Raw genomic sequence first — 15,496 nt, forward strand, 5'->3', positions numbered from 1 at the left:
AATTTTTTTTAATAAATAACCTATTATGAAATTAGTTTTAGTTGCTATTGCTGTAATTCTTGTAACAATTGGCTTGGTTAAGTTAGTTGACAAATTTATTCCTACAAAATTTAAACCCCTGTTGCAAGTTGTGCTTTGGATAGCTATTGCTTTTTTAGGATATAATACATTCCAGTCTATCTATGCGCCTATCGAGTTTAACAAAACCAAAAACAAACGTTATGCAGAAGTAATTAAAAGCTTAAACGATATAAGAGAAGCGCAACTGGCGCACAGAAAAGTAACTGGTAAATTTGCTGGCAACTTCGATAATTTAGTGAAGTTTGTTGATACCGCAGAATTTACAATTACGCAACGCCGTGATACCAGCGTTCTGGACCCTGTACTAACCAAACAATTTGGAGTTGACATGTTTGAAGACAAAGTACTAATAGACACCTTGGGCTTTGTACCTGTAAAAGACTCGTTGTTTAAAAATTCTGACCGTTACAAAACCATGATGAATGTACCTGTTGGAAAAGAAGGGGCTAAATTTCAACTTAAAGCCGGCCTTTTGGACCAAAACGGCAATAAAATACCCGTGTTTGAAGCTCTGGTTAAAAAAGAAGTAATTTTGTTTGACCAAGACAAAGACCTACTCTCGCAAGAAAACCAAGTAGTATCTGTTGACGGTGTAAATGGAGACGCCTTAAAAGTAGGCTCTATGGACGAAGTAAACACAGCAGGAAACTGGCCAAAAACCTATGGCGCTAACGAATAAAGATTACAATAAACCAAGTTATAAGGAATTGTCCATTCAAATAAGTTTGAGTGGACTTTCTTTTTGTATCCTAAATAGAGATACACAAACCATTAGCACATTAAAGCAAATAGATTTCAATAAAAAACTAAACCCCTTTGAAGTTTTAGACAAGCTAATCCAATTGTTTAACACAGAAAACGCCTTACAAGACACCTTTAGCAACGTTATTGCAATACACACCAACGAGCTATCCACACTAGTACCAGAAGCATTTTTCGATGAAGCCTGTTTAGCCCATTACCTGAAGTTTAATTCTAAAATCCTAAAAACCGATTTTATTGCTTTCGATACCATAAAAACCAACAATAGCGTAAACGTTTACGTCCCGTACATAAACATTAACAACTTTATTTACGAAAAATTCGGAAGCTTTACCTACAAACATTTTTCCACCATTTTAATAGAACGTATTTTAGCAATTGAAAAAAATGCAGATGGCACCAAGGTTTACGTTAATGTAAATACAGTTCATTTTGAAATTATTGTAACAAAAAAAGGAAAACTCACCCTTTACAACACCTTTGAATACAGCACCAAGGAAGATTTTATTTACTACATACTTTTTACTGCCGAACAATTAAAACTCAACCCGGAAACGTTACATTTAATTCTTATTGGAAATATTTCGAAAGATGATGAATTATACAACATAGCTTACACCTACATAAGGCATGTAAGTTTTGGAAAACGATTGGACAATTACAAGTATTTACAACCCACTGATGCCAACCACTCAAACTTTACCTTAATACACAGTTTTTAATGCGGATTATTTCAGGATTATACAAAAGCAGAAAAATTATTGCGCCAAAAAACTTACCGGTGCGCCCCACAACCGATATGGCAAAAGAATCCCTGTTTAATATACTAAACAACCTTTTTTATTTTGATGCCATTTCCGTACTCGATTTATTTGCAGGAACAGGTAATATAAGTTACGAGTTTGCATCAAGAGGCACCCAACAGATAACATCTGTAGATCAAGATTTTGGCTGTATAAAGTTTATTAACCAAACTGCCGAAAAATATAACATGCCCATTACCACCATAAAAAGCGATGTGTTTCTGTTTTTAGAAAAATGCACGCAGCAAGCCCATGTTGTTTTTGCAGATCCGCCATATCATTTTACAGAAGCGCAATTTGCAAAAATCCCAGAATTGGTATTTCAAAACACATTACTTTTAGAAGACGGCCTGCTTATAATCGAGCATTCCAAACACACCAACCTATCTGATTTAAAAGGTTTTAGCTATTCGAAAACTTATGGAGGCAATATGTTCAGCTTTTTTGAAGCCCACTAAATTTTAGCCCTTTTTTTATTATAATTCCTTTTTTTTCATTAATTTAGGTATCTCCCTAAGAGTAAAAAGCTCTATTTTTTTACCAAAAAAAAGCAAATACCTTTTTTTACGGTATTAGAATCATTAACTAAAACTATCACTAAAAATGAAAAAACTTATCCTATTTGGGTTTATTGTTACCCTAATGCTATCGTGCAGTAAAGAGCCTCAGCGCTATTATTCTGAAGCGCCGGAAATCGAATCCATAAAATTAAGAGTAAAAGCCTACGAAGATCAAGACTGGAACACTTGGAAATCTGTATTTATAGATACCGCACAAGTATTCCACAACAAAAACACCGGTATATCCTATTTAGAAAGCATGAAGCGCCACCAAGAGATGATTTCTAATTTCTCTTCCTATGGCTTTTCAGACGACAAAACCGTATTGGAAATGGTTATCGATAAAGAAGGTAACAAATGGGTTAACTATTGGTCGGTCTGGAGCGGCAAGCTAAAAGCAAACGGCAAAGAATTAGTTATCCCGGTACACTTAACCTCGCAATTTGTTGATGGAAAAGTAGCCAAAGAATACGGGTATTACGATACGGCCTCAATTACGGCCGCATTTATAGAAATTGAAGCCGCAGAAATGGAAAAAAACAATACCGAAAACTTGTTGGAATAGCAATTGCAGTACACCCTTTGTTTTAAATTATTAGCTGTTAAAAAAAATTAATAGACCATCTGTTTTTTTAAAATGTAACCCTGTTTTTTGGCAATTGCGCTTTTTTTACATAGCAATGCCAAACAACCTATTACAAAACAACTAAAAATTCCTTGAATCTAACTATATCCGTGGCAGTCCCCATAGCCTAGGAATTCTCGGGAATAACATTTTTAACCAAAACCCCGAGGCAGAGCCTCAAGGATTTTTTTAACCGATTAAACACCAAAAACAAAAGCAGTAAAAACAACTTTAGGCTAACCTTGGTTTTTAATATTAACAACAGGTATTCAAACAATTAAGTTAACCAATCATTTAAAACAATAATTATGAAAACAATTAAAACAACCCTTGTACTGGCATTACTTGTATGCTTTACCCTTAATGTAGCCCATGCGCAACAAGCCTACCAAATACATCAAGACAATGTTAAGCCTTCAAAATTTATGGAATATGAAAAAATCGCCAAAGAGTTCCATTCCGCTTGTGTAGAACATAAGCTACAAACAAGCTGGTTTACGGCCATGAGCCACGATTTTAAGTATTTTTATATAACCCCAATTGAAAACTTCGCAGAATTAGATAAACGCCCGTTTACAGATATGGCAAAAGCTATGGGCGACAAGTTTGGCGATTTGTTTGATCGCTTCGATGCATGCTACGACGCACATGGCACTTACATCATTGTAAAAGATAACGCGCTTAGTTACAGTCCCGCCGAAGATGCCGAACCCACCGAGGCCGAAAACTACCGAACTTGGATTTACATGTATTATAAGCCAGAAAATGCCAAAAAAATCCGCGAGGGCATGAAAGCCGTTAAAGCCATGTTTAAAAGCAAAGGCTCAACAGAATATTACAATGTTTACCGCAACGGATTTGGGCAAATGGAAAGCTATTATTTGGTTTCTATTCCTGCAAAAGACGCTATAGATTCGGCTAAAAGAAGTGAAGCAAACAAAAAAGTTTTGGGCCCAGACCGATGGGATACTTTTGCCAAAGTAATGAATTACACATCAAGAACAGAAGAACATACAGGCGAAATGCGCCCAGACCTATCGTACGCGCCAAAAGAAGATTAGTACTTAAAACCAACCATTTTTTAACCATAAACCCTTCTTGAATTCAAGAAGGGTTTATTATAACCAAGTAAATCTATAAGCCGAATTCTGTACTCTAAAAGAGCCCTTATCATTTATCTGAGTGCACGGTTACCCATACACTTTAGCTGCCTACCCTCCAGCATCGAGCGTGCCGCCCTCTCCCAATTGTTATCGGGACACTGGTTTACATGACATTGCACCACATAGAGTTTACCCGGTTTCACTACAGCATTACCTGTACATACTTTCTGTTGCACTTTTCCTAACCTCGCGGTTGGTGGCCATTAACCACTATGCTACACTACGGTGTTCGGACTTTCCTCCCAAGTGCCGAACTTGTTTCAGCAACTCCTCAAATCAACTTTTACATTAAAATAAAAAGATGCTGAAATAAATTCAGCACAAGAGCGATAAGGCGATTTACTTAAGCGCAAAATTACAACAAACTAATGCAATTTTTCAAGAATATTTAATTATTTGGGCGTTACCCCTTCTTAAGTCGGGGTCAGGCTTTCACTACTCGCTTCCTCCTATCGTCGGCGAGCTCAAACAAACCGCTCAATCCTTAACGCGGGTTTACTTGCTGGCTTATGTGTTAAACGGGAAGATGGTTTGTTTTTGGAAATATTCTTTGTTTTTTCACACAAACCCCAAAACCCCACAATAAATTAACAACTAACACTTGTTAATAACTCCTATTAAATTCTAAGCTCAAAATCCAGAATTATAAATTGAATTTTTAACTTTGTTATTCAATACATTTTCATGGAACACTTTGTAGTATCGGCCCGAAAATACAGACCCCAAACGTTTAAAGACGTAGTTGGGCAGCAAGCCATTACAAATACCTTATTAAATGCTATTGAAAACAACCATTTAGCCCAAGCACTTTTATTTACAGGTCCCCGTGGTGTTGGCAAAACCACCTGCGCCCGTATTTTAGCTAAAATGATTAATAGCGATGGCTCCGAAACGGGCGACGAAGATTTTGCCTTTAATATATTTGAACTCGATGCCGCATCAAACAACTCTGTTGATGATATTAGAAGTTTAACCGATCAGGTTCGTATCCCGCCACAAGTGGGCAAATACAAAGTGTATATTATTGACGAGGTACACATGCTATCGCAGGCCGCTTTTAATGCCTTTTTAAAAACTTTAGAAGAGCCACCAAAACACTGTATTTTTATTCTCGCTACTACCGAGAAACATAAAATTATTCCAACCATTTTATCGCGTTGCCAAATTTTCGATTTTAAACGCATTACCGTTAAAGATGCTAAAAGCTATTTAAAATATATCGCCGAAGAACAAAGCATAACAGCCGAAGATGACGCACTACACATCATCGCACAAAAAGCAGATGGCGCCATGCGCGATGCACTTTCTATTTTTGATCGTGTGGTTAGCTTTTCGGGCAAAAACTTAACACGACAAGCCGTTACCGAGAATTTAAACGTGCTGGATTACGAAACCTATTTTACGAGCACCGACCTTATTTTAGAAAATAAAATCCCCGAATTGCTAATTCAGTTTAATAATACGCTTTCAAAAGGGTTCGACGGCCACCATTTTATCGCAGGATTAGCATCGCATTTTAGAGATTTACTGGTTAGCAAAACACCTGAAACCATAGATTTGCTTGAAGTTGGCGAACAAACCAAAAACAAGTATTTAGAGCAATCAAAAAAAGCCTCGCAAGCCTTTTTAATGCAGGGTATAAACCTCGCCAACGATTGCGACCTAAAATACAAAACCAGCAAAAACCAACGCTTGCTCGTCGAGCTTTGTTTAATGCAATTGGCCTCCATCACTTTCGATGGAGAAAAAAAAAATAGCAAACATTACATAATTCCGCCTTCGTATTTTAAAAAGAAAGGCATTACAGCTATTGCTGTTACAGTACCTTCAAAAACTACTGAAAATAAATCTATTGAAGCCAATGCTACGGTAACGACTCCAAAGGAAAAAGAAATCCCCAAAGCTGTTGCTAATTTACAGGTTAAAGAGCCCCCAAAAATTATTTTAAAACAAGGTAGCAAGCGCACTTCGGGCTTATCTTTAAGCAGTATTCGAGCAAAAAAAGAACATCAAATCCGGCAAATGGATGTTGTTGTTGATGAAGAAAACCTACCTAAAGAAGCTTTTACCCAAAAACAACTCGTTGAAACCTGGAATGCCTATGTTAAAATAATTGAAGACAAAGGGCAGTACAATCTGGCTTCTATTTTACGGATTGACACACCCAAATTAAAAGGCACTACGATTCATTTGGAATATCCTAACGAAACCAACAAGTTGGAGGTTGAGCGGCAACAATTCGATTTATTGGGCTATATTAGAAAAACCTTGAATAATTTCGACATTAATTTATCGATTACCGTAAACGAGGTTTTAGAAAAAAAATACGCCTACACAAGTGCGGATAAATTTGAAAAACTAAAAGCTAAAAACCCCAATATTGAAACCTTAAGAAAAACCTTTGGATTAGATATATAAACTATTGTTTATGAGGTATTTATCAATTTTATATTTTGCATTAATTATCACTTTAATTAGTTGTGATGGACGAGACAGAATACACAAAACAAGTGCCGAGGTTTTAAAAGAAAACAAACTGTTTGATTCTTTTTCTGAGGAAATAAAATACATCCCCGAGCAGCGTACCGAGGTTTTAACCGATACCATTTTAAGCAGCGGTTTTCAGGTTAAAATACAATATTATGTGCTTGATGATGACTATTCAACAAAAAGAATAAAAGCTTCAAACGAAATAAACAAAATATTATATTTTAAAAATTTTGAAGCTCAATTTCACATTTCAAAAAACAATAAATTTGTCGCTCAAAATGTTATCAATAAAGAATTTTTCAAAAAACATGGGGCCTCTGCTTTTTGGGAACAAGCCATCATGCAGTTTGTTTGGATAGATTATGAAAACTCAAATGAAAATTTTATAGTTATAAATACTTCATTTAACATTCCGGGAACCAACGTGTATAAAGATTTCAGTATTTCAATTGATGCATTCGGAACCCTTAAAACAAAACAAATCAACCTCATTGAAAACGTATTATAATTATGCTAGGATTAAAACTGCCAACCGATCCGCGTTGGGTAAACATTGTAGAAAAAAACATTGAAGACATTCTTACCGATCATGCGTTTTGCGAACAAAAAGCAACAAGTACCGCCATATCTTTAATTGTAAGTTTTCCCGAATATACCGATTTGGTACAAGAAATGGTGGCTTTGGTAAAAGAGGAAATCAGCCATTTTAAAATGGTGCACGATATTATTATAAAACGCGGTTGGACTTTAGGCAGGGACAGACGCGACGATTATGTGGTGCAACTACAAAAGTTTTTTCCTAAAGGCGGAAGCAGAACCACCCAATTGGTACATAGATTATTATATGCGGCTTTAATTGAAGCTAGAAGTTGCGAGCGTTTTAGATTGCTATCGGAAGAATTACAAGACAAAGAATTGGCCGATTTTTACAGAAAACTCATGGTAAGCGAAGCCAACCACTATACCATGTTTTTAGGCTTTGCCAGACAGTACGGTAATAAAAAAGAAGTTGATACCAAATGGCAACAACTTCTTGAATTTGAAGGTAAAATTATGGCTAATCTTGGAAAAACCGAGACTATTCATGGTTAAAACTTATAACCAACGCCTATTTGAATGTTTGAGTTTTTGGCTTCAACGTTTAAATGGTCGTCAAAAACATTAGAGAACCCATATGCATACCTTAAATCGGCAAAAAGCATGTGCGATAGTTTGTACTCGATGCCACCAACGCCAGAATATGCAAAGTTTTTAACGCCATCATCTACCTTGTGCACCTTTAAGCTTACTTGTGGTCCTGCGCCAATATGTATTTTTTCGCTAAGCCTAAACCTAAAAAAAACAGGGGCTTGAATAAAGTCTAAATGTAATTTCTCTTCGTTTGCTCCTTCAGCCGAAAACTGAATTTCTGGCATTAAGGATATGGTTTTTGATAAACCAATATTGGCAAAGAAACCAACAAAAATGCTGTTTCTGTGTTTATTGGCCATATTTGGCGAGCTATCAAAATCAAGATTAGAGATATTAAGACCGCCTCTAACACCATACATAACCCCTTGAAAAGCGGTGCCTTTGGTGTTTACTTTTACAGAATCTACAGGTTGTTTAGCAGAATCGTTTTCCTGAGAAAATCCAAAAAAAGAAAAAGCTAGCAGGACCGTTAATAGTAATAATTTTTTCATAAGTAATATTTTAATAGGTTTGGGTTTAAAAGTGTAACAATTTAACGTTGAGCAATATATATTAAAAAGTATAATACACGTATTTTAAAAGATGAATGGTAAAATTTTACTGTGTATTGCTAGAAACGGTATCGTAATATATACTTTTTATAATGCCATCGGCCAGCCCTATTTTAGGAACGTAAATGTGTTTTGCTCCGCTCCATTTCATTGCAGACAGGTAAATACGAGTTGCCGGAATTATTACATCTGCACGATCTTGGTTAAGCCCCAATTCTGTAATACGCTCGTTGTAAGTATAACTTTGCAATATATTGTAAAACGATGTTAAATAGAAAAAAGTCAAGGGTTTATCGATGGTTTTTCCTGAAAGCTTGAATATTTTATTAATGTTGCCTCCAGAACCAAGAACCCTTACCTTATCGTAGGTAGATGTGTTGGCTTTAATCCATTGTTCAAGGGCGTTCCAGGTAGATTTATTAACCATATCGTTTAACAACCTAACCGTACCTATTTTAAATGATTTTGACACCACTTTGTCGCCTTTGTGAATTACAGAAAATTCTGTACTACCGCCACCAACATCAACATAGAGATAGGTTTTGTTTTTATCGACAAACTTCTGTAGGTCTGTGGCAGCAATTATAGCGGCTTCCTCTTCGCCATCGATAATATCGATTTGAATGTCTGATTCGTTAAAGATGCGATCGACAATTTTTTTGCCGTTATTAGATTCTCGCATTGCCGATGTGGCACAAGCTTTGTATTTTACAACATTGTGAGATTTCATGAGTAACTTAAAGGCTTTCATGGTATCTACAAGGCGCTCTGTGTTGATTTTAGATATCTTTTGTTTTATAAACACATCGGCCCCTAAGCGAATAGGCACACGTACCAATGAGTTTTTTTTAAAGCGCACGGGTTGCCCTTTTTCTTCAATGATATTTGAAATTAGTAATCTTACAGCATTCGAGCCTATATCTATGGCAGCATATTTTTTTATTGAAAGCATACTAGTTTTGTAACTTGTTTAGGTAATAATCGTAAATAGCTATTTGCGACCTTACTTTTGGGTTATCATTTATTCTATATTCGTTTTCTTGTGCTGTATTAATCAATCTCGCTTTTACATTATCGCTCCAACTAATTTGAAAGGTATCAATTATTTCCTGCTTTATGGCCTTGTTGTAAATGGGGCAACTTACTTCTACCCTGTTTTCTATATTCCTGGTCATCCAATCTGCAGACGAGATATAGACTTTACAATCACTGCCTTCGCCAAAGATATAAAGTCTGGAGTGCTCTAAAAATTTATCGACAACGCTTATAACCTCTATGTTTTCGCTCATGTCTTGAACGCCTGGTATTAAACAGCAAATGCCTCTTACTATCATTTGTATTTTAACGCCTGCTCTACTGGCTTCGTAAAGTTTATCGATCATTACATAGCTGGAAATGCTGTTCATTTTCAATCGTATTCTGCCCGTTTTTCCTTGTTTAACTTTTTCTATTTCGGCATCAATAAGCTTAAATACAGATTTTTGTGTATGGTGTGGCGATGTTATTAAATGTTTATAGTTGAATATTTTATAATTGGCTTCAAAAAAGTTGAAGATTTTGTTAACGTCTTTTAAAATCCTTTGGTCTGAGGTAAACAGGGTGTGGTCTGTATAGATTTTTGCTGTAGATTCGTTAAAATTACCCGTACTTATAAACCCGTAACGTACCAATTTGTTATTTTCTTCTCTTTCTATTACGCACATTTTGCTATGTACTTTTAATCCTTGAACACCAAATATTAAATTAACGCCCTCGTCTTTCATTTGTTGGGCATAGTTTATGTTGGCTTGTTCGTCAAAACGGGCTTGAAGTTCAATTGATACGGTTACCGTTTTACCGTTAATTGCGGCATTAATAAGCGAGCTTGCCACATGCGAGATTTCGGCTAAACGATATATGGTTATTTTTATGGTTTTTACTTTAGGATCTAAGGCGGCTTCTCTTAAAAATTTTACGACATAGGAAAAAGTATGATAGGGCGCATAGAGCAAATATTCTTTTTTTGAAATGGCTTTAAAGATACTGGACTCGAAACTGAGCCCTTTAATGGGCAAGGGTTCTATTTTACGGTAAAGCAAATCGGTTCTTCCCAAGCTAGGAAAGCCCATATAATCGCGCCTGTTGTGGTAGCGGCCACCAGGTATGATGCTATCGGTATCATCGATTTCCATTTTAGACATTAAATACTCCAGGGTATCGGCATCGATAGTCTTGTCGTAAACAAACCTTACGGGTTCTCCAATTTGCCTATCTTTTACACTGTCTGATATTTTTTCTATAAAACTTTTGCTTAAATCGCTTTCAAAATCCAATTCGGCATCGCGCGATATTTTTATCATGTGTGCCGAAATGCTTTTGTAATCGAAAATGTTAAATATGTCGCCCAAACAGTGGCGCAATAAATCGTCTATTAAAATAATATAGCTTTTATCGCCTTCTTTGGGAAGCTCAACAAACCGGTTAACGGTTTTTGGTATTTCTAACAGTGCGAATTGTTTGCTATGGTCTGCCATTTCCATTTTAACGGCCAAATATGCACCGGTATCCTTTAAATTGGGAAGCTTTACCAAATCGTTTAAAATAATAGTTACCAGTGCGGGACTTACGTTTTGAACAAAGTATTTTTTTATGAAGTTGTGCTGTGCGCTATCAATTTGGGTTTCGTCTATTATATAGATGTTTTCTTTTTCCAATTTGGTTTTTATGGCATCTAAAATACCTAAACTTTCGCTTTGCTGATTTATTACAATTTGGGTTATTATCTCCAATAGCTCTTTGGCTTTTATACCACCAAGTTCGTGCTTGCCACCTTTGCCTGCTTGTACAATGCGTTTAACTGTAGCGTATCGCACTTTAAAAAACTCGTCTAAATTGTTTGAAAAAATACCTAAAAAACGTAACCGCTCAATTAGAGGCACGCTTTCGTCTGTGGCTTCTTGCAAAACCCTGGCATTAAACTGCAGCCAGCTTATTTCCCTATTGATATGCTTATTGTTGTCTTTATTGGCTTTTGTCATGTTTTTAACTAAGAAATATTCTAGCAAATATATTCTATTTACATTAATAATTTAACTTGAAAAGGAGTATTAAAACCTATATTATTTTAATGTTTTGGGGAATATTGTCTGTACTGTTTTTCCCTTAACCAAATCAGCCCAATTTGAGATGTTGAATTCAATTATGGTTACACCACAGGTAGGAACGTTTTCTATGTGCATATCGCCATAAGTATTAACAAAATGGGTTATGGCGTGGTTATGGCCAAATACCATAAGTTTGTTTACCGAGGCATCAACCGCTTTAATGGTTTTTACGAGATTATATCCTGAAAAATCGTACAGATCGTGATTAGATTCCACTAGGGTTTTATCAATTTTAAGATTAGAGATAAAAGTATTTGCAGTGGTCTGTGCACGAACCGCATCGCTTGTAAGCACTTTGTTTATTGCTAAATTACTCGCTTTTAAATGATTGGAAACGGCTTTTGCATCTTCGGTACCGCGCTTGTTTAAAGGTCTTTGATGGTCTATAACATCGTGTTTCCAAGAAGATTTTGCGTGCCTTATTAAAATTAGTGTTTTCATTAAAATTCGATTAAATACGTTTTTTACCGATAAAAAGTTGTTTTTCTCGGATAAAATCAATTTATTTGTTCAATATTAGCTAAGATATTTAATAAAAAAAAGAAAGACGGAAATTATGAAATAAAAACCAAGCCAGCAAGCTGTTAGCATTTAAACAAATCGTTAAGCCGTTTTAATAAACCGACAAAATACCTGCGCATATCTTTTTAACGAATTTATAAGTGATTTAACATTTTTTTTTGATAAACCTGTAACATATACGTTGTTTTGTTTTACCTACTTATTAAAATTAAAAAGTTATGATCCTAAATCTAATACATAATTACAAAAAAACATTGGTGTATCAATGTTCTCCCTCACGGTTTTTCCCTCAAAAACTTAAACTTAATTACTTGCTTTTTACTTGTATTTAATAACTAAAGCACGATAATAGAGTCTATTATATATAGTAAAGTTAAATTAATTATTATGAAAAACAAACCAGCTATTACATATTACACCTTTTTGTTCGCCTGCCTTTTAGGTCTTTTATCAACAGGTAAAGCCGAAGCCCAAGAACATGGTATTTTTGAACTTACTGCCAATGAAACGCGTTCTAATCTTAGCGCAAACAAAACCAAAAAAAACAATAGGATTAAATTTTACAATCTCTACCAAAACCTTCATACAACCGCTTATTTAAGTAATAAAACCATAAGCAATGTGTATGGAAAAGATAAAATAAAGAAATTGAATTTTGAAGACACCAGATCGTTTGGTTTACTAGACAAACAAACATTTGATGAAGCCGAATTGATAACAATTAAAGTAAAAAAGCTAAGCGACCTTTCTAACCGCTTAGACCTTACAACCAACGAAAAGCTTTCCAATCTAAAATATGTGTTTGTTAAATGTTATTTTAAATGCACAGCACAACAAATCGAAAAATTTGTAAAGGTTAAATCAAATTCGAATATTAGAATTTTTTACAAAACAGAATCCCCATCATAAAAACGCCCAAAGTCAATTAAAAAGATTCCGACATGAGAAAACTGTACACTAACAAAACTACTACAAATAGGCATTACACAACATTAGTGCTTTTTGCAGTTTTACTTTTAACATCAATCTTTAGTGGTTATAGTCAGGCTAGGGTACCTTTTACACCCAGGGCCGCAGATGCTACGCCTAGTAAAACAACGTACAATATAAAAGGTGATTTTACCATGGTTGGTAATACCAATCTTACCTTAGTTAATTACTCTGATGGTGGTGCAAATGATGATGCGATGCGCTATGTAGATGCAGACAACACTATATTTCCAGGCAATACATTTAACACCTTCAATTCCTCTTCTGCCACTGTAACGTTTTCAACTGAAAATAACGCCATTCCTAGTTGTTCCAACATTATTTATGCAGGTTTATATTGGACAGGTAGAACAGAATCTGGTGCAGATGATAATGCCGATGGCGATAACGACCCCAACACTTTTGAAGTTACCAAAAACGGAATAACAAAACAATTCGATAAACGCCAAGTACGAATTAAAGGCCCAGGTGCATCTAGTTACACGACTGTTACAGCAGGAGCATCAGGCATTATTGCAGACCCTATTAACATTGCCTATCCAACTAACGGCGACGAGCGAAATATGTATGCAGGCTATGCAGATATTACAGCTTATGTTAAAGACCCTAGTACCGGTGGTATAGGTGAGTACTATGTTGCAGACATTGCTTTAAGAGAAGGTAACGTTGATGGTACTGGCTATTATGGCGGCTGGGGCATGGTAATTGTGTATGAAAACTCTAAAATGAATTGGAGAGACATTACCGTTTTTGATGGACATGCTTATGTAAACTCTGGGCCATTTGAGCACACCATTAGCGTATCTGGTTTTAACGCTGTTTCAAACGGTGCTGTTAATGTAAAATTAGGTCTTATGGCTGGTGAAGGCGATGTCGATATTTCTGGTGATTATTTTGAAATAGAAAGACAAATTGATGGTGCTTATCAAAGACTTTCGCATGCAGGCAACACTACCGATAACTTTTTTAACTCCTCAATTACCAATCCCAACAGATTCCCAAACAACCCCAATAACACCGGTTTGGATATTGCAATGTTTAATATAGACAATACAAACAACGATGTTATTACCAACAACCAAACCTCTACGGTGCTTAGATATGGCTCTACACAAGACACCTACATCATATTTAACGTTACTTTTGCTGTTGATGCTTATGTCCCAGAGCCCGAAGGTGTTTTAAATATTACATCTGTTAACGGAAACCCGCCTAGTCCGCCAGACATATTAGAACCTGGACAAAACTCAGAATACACTATTGAAATAAAAAATACAGGTACAGAAGCTACGGATAATACCGTAATTACTATTCCGCTTCCCGATACTGTAAACCCAAGTAACTTAAATATTACAACAACTTTACCAAACCCAAGTATATTTACAACTACAAACACCCCTTCCTATCAAACAGGTCCTGGTTTTGGAACAAATGGATCTATTGTGTGGGATTTAGGCACATTACCAAACCCTACGGACCCTGATACGGTATTGGCAACCATTAGTTTTAGATTAACTGTTACCACAGATTGTACTATGTTAACAGATCCTAATTTTAACCCTGATGTTTCTTTAAGCGGGACTATAAGTGGCAATGGAGCAGTATCTAACATACCGTTTTCCTTTCCATTAATTCAAGGTTATCAACTTGACGGACTTTGTGTAGGCGAGCCAATACCAACACCAGTCATTATTGGCATAGATTATTTAGATTATGTAAATCAAGATCCCACAGCATCTAACCCAGACCCCATTAACGTGCAGTGCATCAGCGATGTACCTGCACCCGATGTAAACGTGGTTACAGACGAGGCCGATAACCAAGGCACACCAACAGTAGCTTTTGTCTCTGATGTGTCTGATGGCAACACCTGCCCAGAAACAATTACCAGAACATATAGTGTTACCGATGATTGCGGCAATTCCATTAACGTTACACAGACCATTACAGTAAACGACGATACAGACCCAACGGTCTCTGGCACTATTGCCGATACAACCGTTGAAGGATGCAGCATCGCAGATGCCACTACTCCCGCAAATACCGTTGCCGGCCTTGAAGCACTTGGGCTTACCATTGCCGATAACTGTACCAGTAATACAGACCTTGTCGTTACAAACTCAGATACCGCATCGGGTACTTGCCCTACCGTGGTAAACAGAACCTATACCATTACAGATGCCTGTGGTAACTCGGTTACCGCTACGCAAACCATTAACGTAAACGACACCACGGCTCCAACTGCTTCAAACCCAGCGGGAATTACAATCCCTGGCGGACCAGCTCCGGCTCCAGACGTTGAAGTGGTTACTGATGAAGCTGATAACTGTACAGCAAACCCCACCGTAGCTTTTGTTTCTGATGTGTCCGATAACGGCACTTGCCCAGAAATAATTACCAGAACGTACAGTGTAACCGATGATTGCGGAAACTCCATGAACGTAACACAAATCATCTCCATTACAGACCCCATAGTGCCAACGGCATCTAACCCAGACCCCATTAACGTGCAGTGCATCAGCGATGTACCTGCACCCGATGTAAACGTGGTAACAGACGAGGCCGATAACCAAGGCACACCAACCGTAGCTTTTGTCTCTGATGTGTCTGATGGC

At 36.5% G+C, this 15,496-nt stretch carries 14 protein-coding genes and 1 other RNA gene; 10 read left to right on the forward strand and 5 right to left on the reverse strand.

The annotated features are described in order from the left end of the window. Positions 1-25: 25 nt before the first annotated feature. The 5 genes from ACFSQS_RS04245 to ACFSQS_RS04265 all read left to right on the forward strand — a co-directional run bounded on the left by ACFSQS_RS04245 (position 26) and on the right by ACFSQS_RS04265 (position 3,892). Positions 26-760 (forward strand): hypothetical protein, encoded by a 735-nt coding sequence (locus tag ACFSQS_RS04245; RefSeq protein WP_388014593.1) that lies wholly within the window; start codon positions 26-28, stop codon positions 758-760. Then, complete coding sequence (locus ACFSQS_RS04250) at positions 744-1,565, forward strand: DUF3822 family protein (protein ID WP_388014596.1); 822 nt, start codon at positions 744-746, stop codon at positions 1,563-1,565. Before ACFSQS_RS04245 ends, ACFSQS_RS04250 begins: the two co-directional genes overlap by 17 nt. Beyond that, on the forward strand, positions 1,565-2,104 hold the full coding sequence (locus ACFSQS_RS04255) for an RsmD family RNA methyltransferase (RefSeq protein WP_388014599.1): 540 nt from the start codon (positions 1,565-1,567) through the stop codon (positions 2,102-2,104). Before ACFSQS_RS04250 ends, ACFSQS_RS04255 begins: the two co-directional genes overlap by 1 nt. 145 nt (positions 2,105-2,249) lie before the next feature. After that, positions 2,250-2,771 carry a hypothetical protein gene (locus ACFSQS_RS04260; RefSeq protein WP_388014602.1) on the forward strand — a complete coding sequence of 174 codons (522 nt, stop codon included), beginning with the start codon at positions 2,250-2,252 and terminating at the stop codon, positions 2,769-2,771. Between the two features lie 368 nt (positions 2,772-3,139). Next, a complete protein-coding gene (locus ACFSQS_RS04265) occupies positions 3,140-3,892 on the forward strand; it encodes a hypothetical protein (RefSeq protein ID WP_388014605.1) in 753 nt (250 codons plus the stop codon). A gap of 60 nt (positions 3,893-3,952) precedes the next feature. Here ACFSQS_RS04265 and rnpB read toward each other — a convergent pair. Continuing rightward, positions 3,953-4,278: RNase P RNA component class A (gene rnpB, locus ACFSQS_RS04270), an RNA gene on the reverse strand. Positions 4,279-4,678: 400 nt separating this feature from the next. Between rnpB and dnaX the strand changes: the two genes are divergently transcribed. From dnaX to miaE, 3 genes are read left to right on the forward strand one after another with little or no spacing between them, the layout of a single operon-like run. After that, positions 4,679-6,412, forward strand: coding sequence for a DNA polymerase III subunit gamma/tau (gene dnaX / locus ACFSQS_RS04275; protein WP_388014608.1), 1,734 nt, complete (start codon positions 4,679-4,681; stop codon positions 6,410-6,412). A gap of 10 nt (positions 6,413-6,422) precedes the next feature. Further along, positions 6,423-6,992 (forward strand): hypothetical protein, encoded by a 570-nt coding sequence (locus ACFSQS_RS04280; RefSeq protein ID WP_388014611.1) that lies wholly within the window; start codon positions 6,423-6,425, stop codon positions 6,990-6,992. Positions 6,993-6,994: 2 nt separating this feature from the next. After that, a complete protein-coding gene (gene miaE / locus ACFSQS_RS04285; RefSeq protein ID WP_388014614.1) occupies positions 6,995-7,576 on the forward strand; it encodes a tRNA-(ms[2]io[6]A)-hydroxylase in 582 nt (193 codons plus the stop codon). On the opposite strand, the gene ACFSQS_RS04290 is transcribed toward miaE, so the two are convergent. From ACFSQS_RS04290 to ACFSQS_RS04305, 4 genes are all read right to left on the reverse strand, one after another. Next, complete coding sequence (locus ACFSQS_RS04290) at positions 7,573-8,166, reverse strand: porin family protein (RefSeq protein WP_388014616.1); 594 nt, start codon at positions 8,164-8,166, stop codon at positions 7,573-7,575. The genes miaE and ACFSQS_RS04290 overlap by 4 nt on opposite strands. A 106-nt stretch (positions 8,167-8,272) precedes the next feature. After that, positions 8,273-9,178, reverse strand: a complete 906-nt coding sequence (locus ACFSQS_RS04295) for a Ppx/GppA phosphatase family protein (protein ID WP_388014619.1) — start codon at positions 9,176-9,178, stop codon at positions 8,273-8,275. A 1-nt stretch (position 9,179) separates the two neighbouring features. Further along, positions 9,180-11,243, reverse strand: a complete 2,064-nt coding sequence (ppk1, locus tag ACFSQS_RS04300; RefSeq protein WP_388014622.1) for a polyphosphate kinase 1 — start codon at positions 11,241-11,243, stop codon at positions 9,180-9,182. A gap of 81 nt (positions 11,244-11,324) precedes the next feature. After that, on the reverse strand, positions 11,325-11,810 hold the full coding sequence (locus tag ACFSQS_RS04305; protein ID WP_388014625.1) for a SixA phosphatase family protein: 486 nt from the start codon (positions 11,808-11,810) through the stop codon (positions 11,325-11,327). Positions 11,811-12,278: 468 nt separating this feature from the next. Here ACFSQS_RS04305 and ACFSQS_RS04310 point away from each other — a divergent pair, with 468 nt between their 5' ends. Together ACFSQS_RS04310 and ACFSQS_RS04315 are read left to right on the forward strand one after the other, a co-directional pair. Beyond that, a complete protein-coding gene (locus ACFSQS_RS04310; RefSeq protein ID WP_388014628.1) occupies positions 12,279-12,800 on the forward strand; it encodes a hypothetical protein in 522 nt (173 codons plus the stop codon). Between the two features lie 32 nt (positions 12,801-12,832). Continuing rightward, on the forward strand, positions 12,833-15,496 hold a 2,664-nt coding region (locus ACFSQS_RS04315; protein WP_388014631.1), incomplete at its 3' end, for an HYR-like domain-containing protein.

The sequence above is a fragment of the Gelatiniphilus marinus genome (assembly GCF_042684345.1).
Classification (GTDB): Bacteria; Bacteroidota; Bacteroidia; order Flavobacteriales; family Flavobacteriaceae; genus Gelatiniphilus; species Gelatiniphilus marinus.

Bases quoted from the DNA above. Each gene is read 5' to 3' on its own strand.
- ACFSQS_RS04245 (WP_388014593.1), top strand. From the start codon at position 26: ATGAAATTAGTTTTAGTTGCTATTGCTGTAATTCTTGTAACAATTGGC.
- ACFSQS_RS04250 (WP_388014596.1), top strand. From the start codon at position 744: ATGGCGCTAACGAATAAAGATTACAATAAACCAAGTTATAAGGAATTG.
- ACFSQS_RS04255 (WP_388014599.1), top strand. From the start codon at position 1,565: ATGCGGATTATTTCAGGATTATACAAAAGCAGAAAAATTATTGCGCCA.
- ACFSQS_RS04260 (WP_388014602.1), top strand. From the start codon at position 2,250: ATGAAAAAACTTATCCTATTTGGGTTTATTGTTACCCTAATGCTATCG.
- ACFSQS_RS04265 (WP_388014605.1), top strand. From the start codon at position 3,140: ATGAAAACAATTAAAACAACCCTTGTACTGGCATTACTTGTATGCTTT.
- dnaX (WP_388014608.1), top strand. From the start codon at position 4,679: ATGGAACACTTTGTAGTATCGGCCCGAAAATACAGACCCCAAACGTTT.
- ACFSQS_RS04280 (WP_388014611.1), top strand. From the start codon at position 6,423: ATGAGGTATTTATCAATTTTATATTTTGCATTAATTATCACTTTAATT.
- miaE (WP_388014614.1), top strand. From the start codon at position 6,995: ATGCTAGGATTAAAACTGCCAACCGATCCGCGTTGGGTAAACATTGTA.
- ACFSQS_RS04290 (WP_388014616.1), bottom strand. From the start codon at position 8,166: ATGAAAAAATTATTACTATTAACGGTCCTGCTAGCTTTTTCTTTTTTT.
- ACFSQS_RS04295 (WP_388014619.1), bottom strand. From the start codon at position 9,178: ATGCTTTCAATAAAAAAATATGCTGCCATAGATATAGGCTCGAATGCT.
- ppk1 (WP_388014622.1), bottom strand. From the start codon at position 11,243: ATGACAAAAGCCAATAAAGACAACAATAAGCATATCAATAGGGAAATA.
- ACFSQS_RS04305 (WP_388014625.1), bottom strand. From the start codon at position 11,810: ATGAAAACACTAATTTTAATAAGGCACGCAAAATCTTCTTGGAAACAC.
- ACFSQS_RS04310 (WP_388014628.1), top strand. From the start codon at position 12,279: ATGAAAAACAAACCAGCTATTACATATTACACCTTTTTGTTCGCCTGC.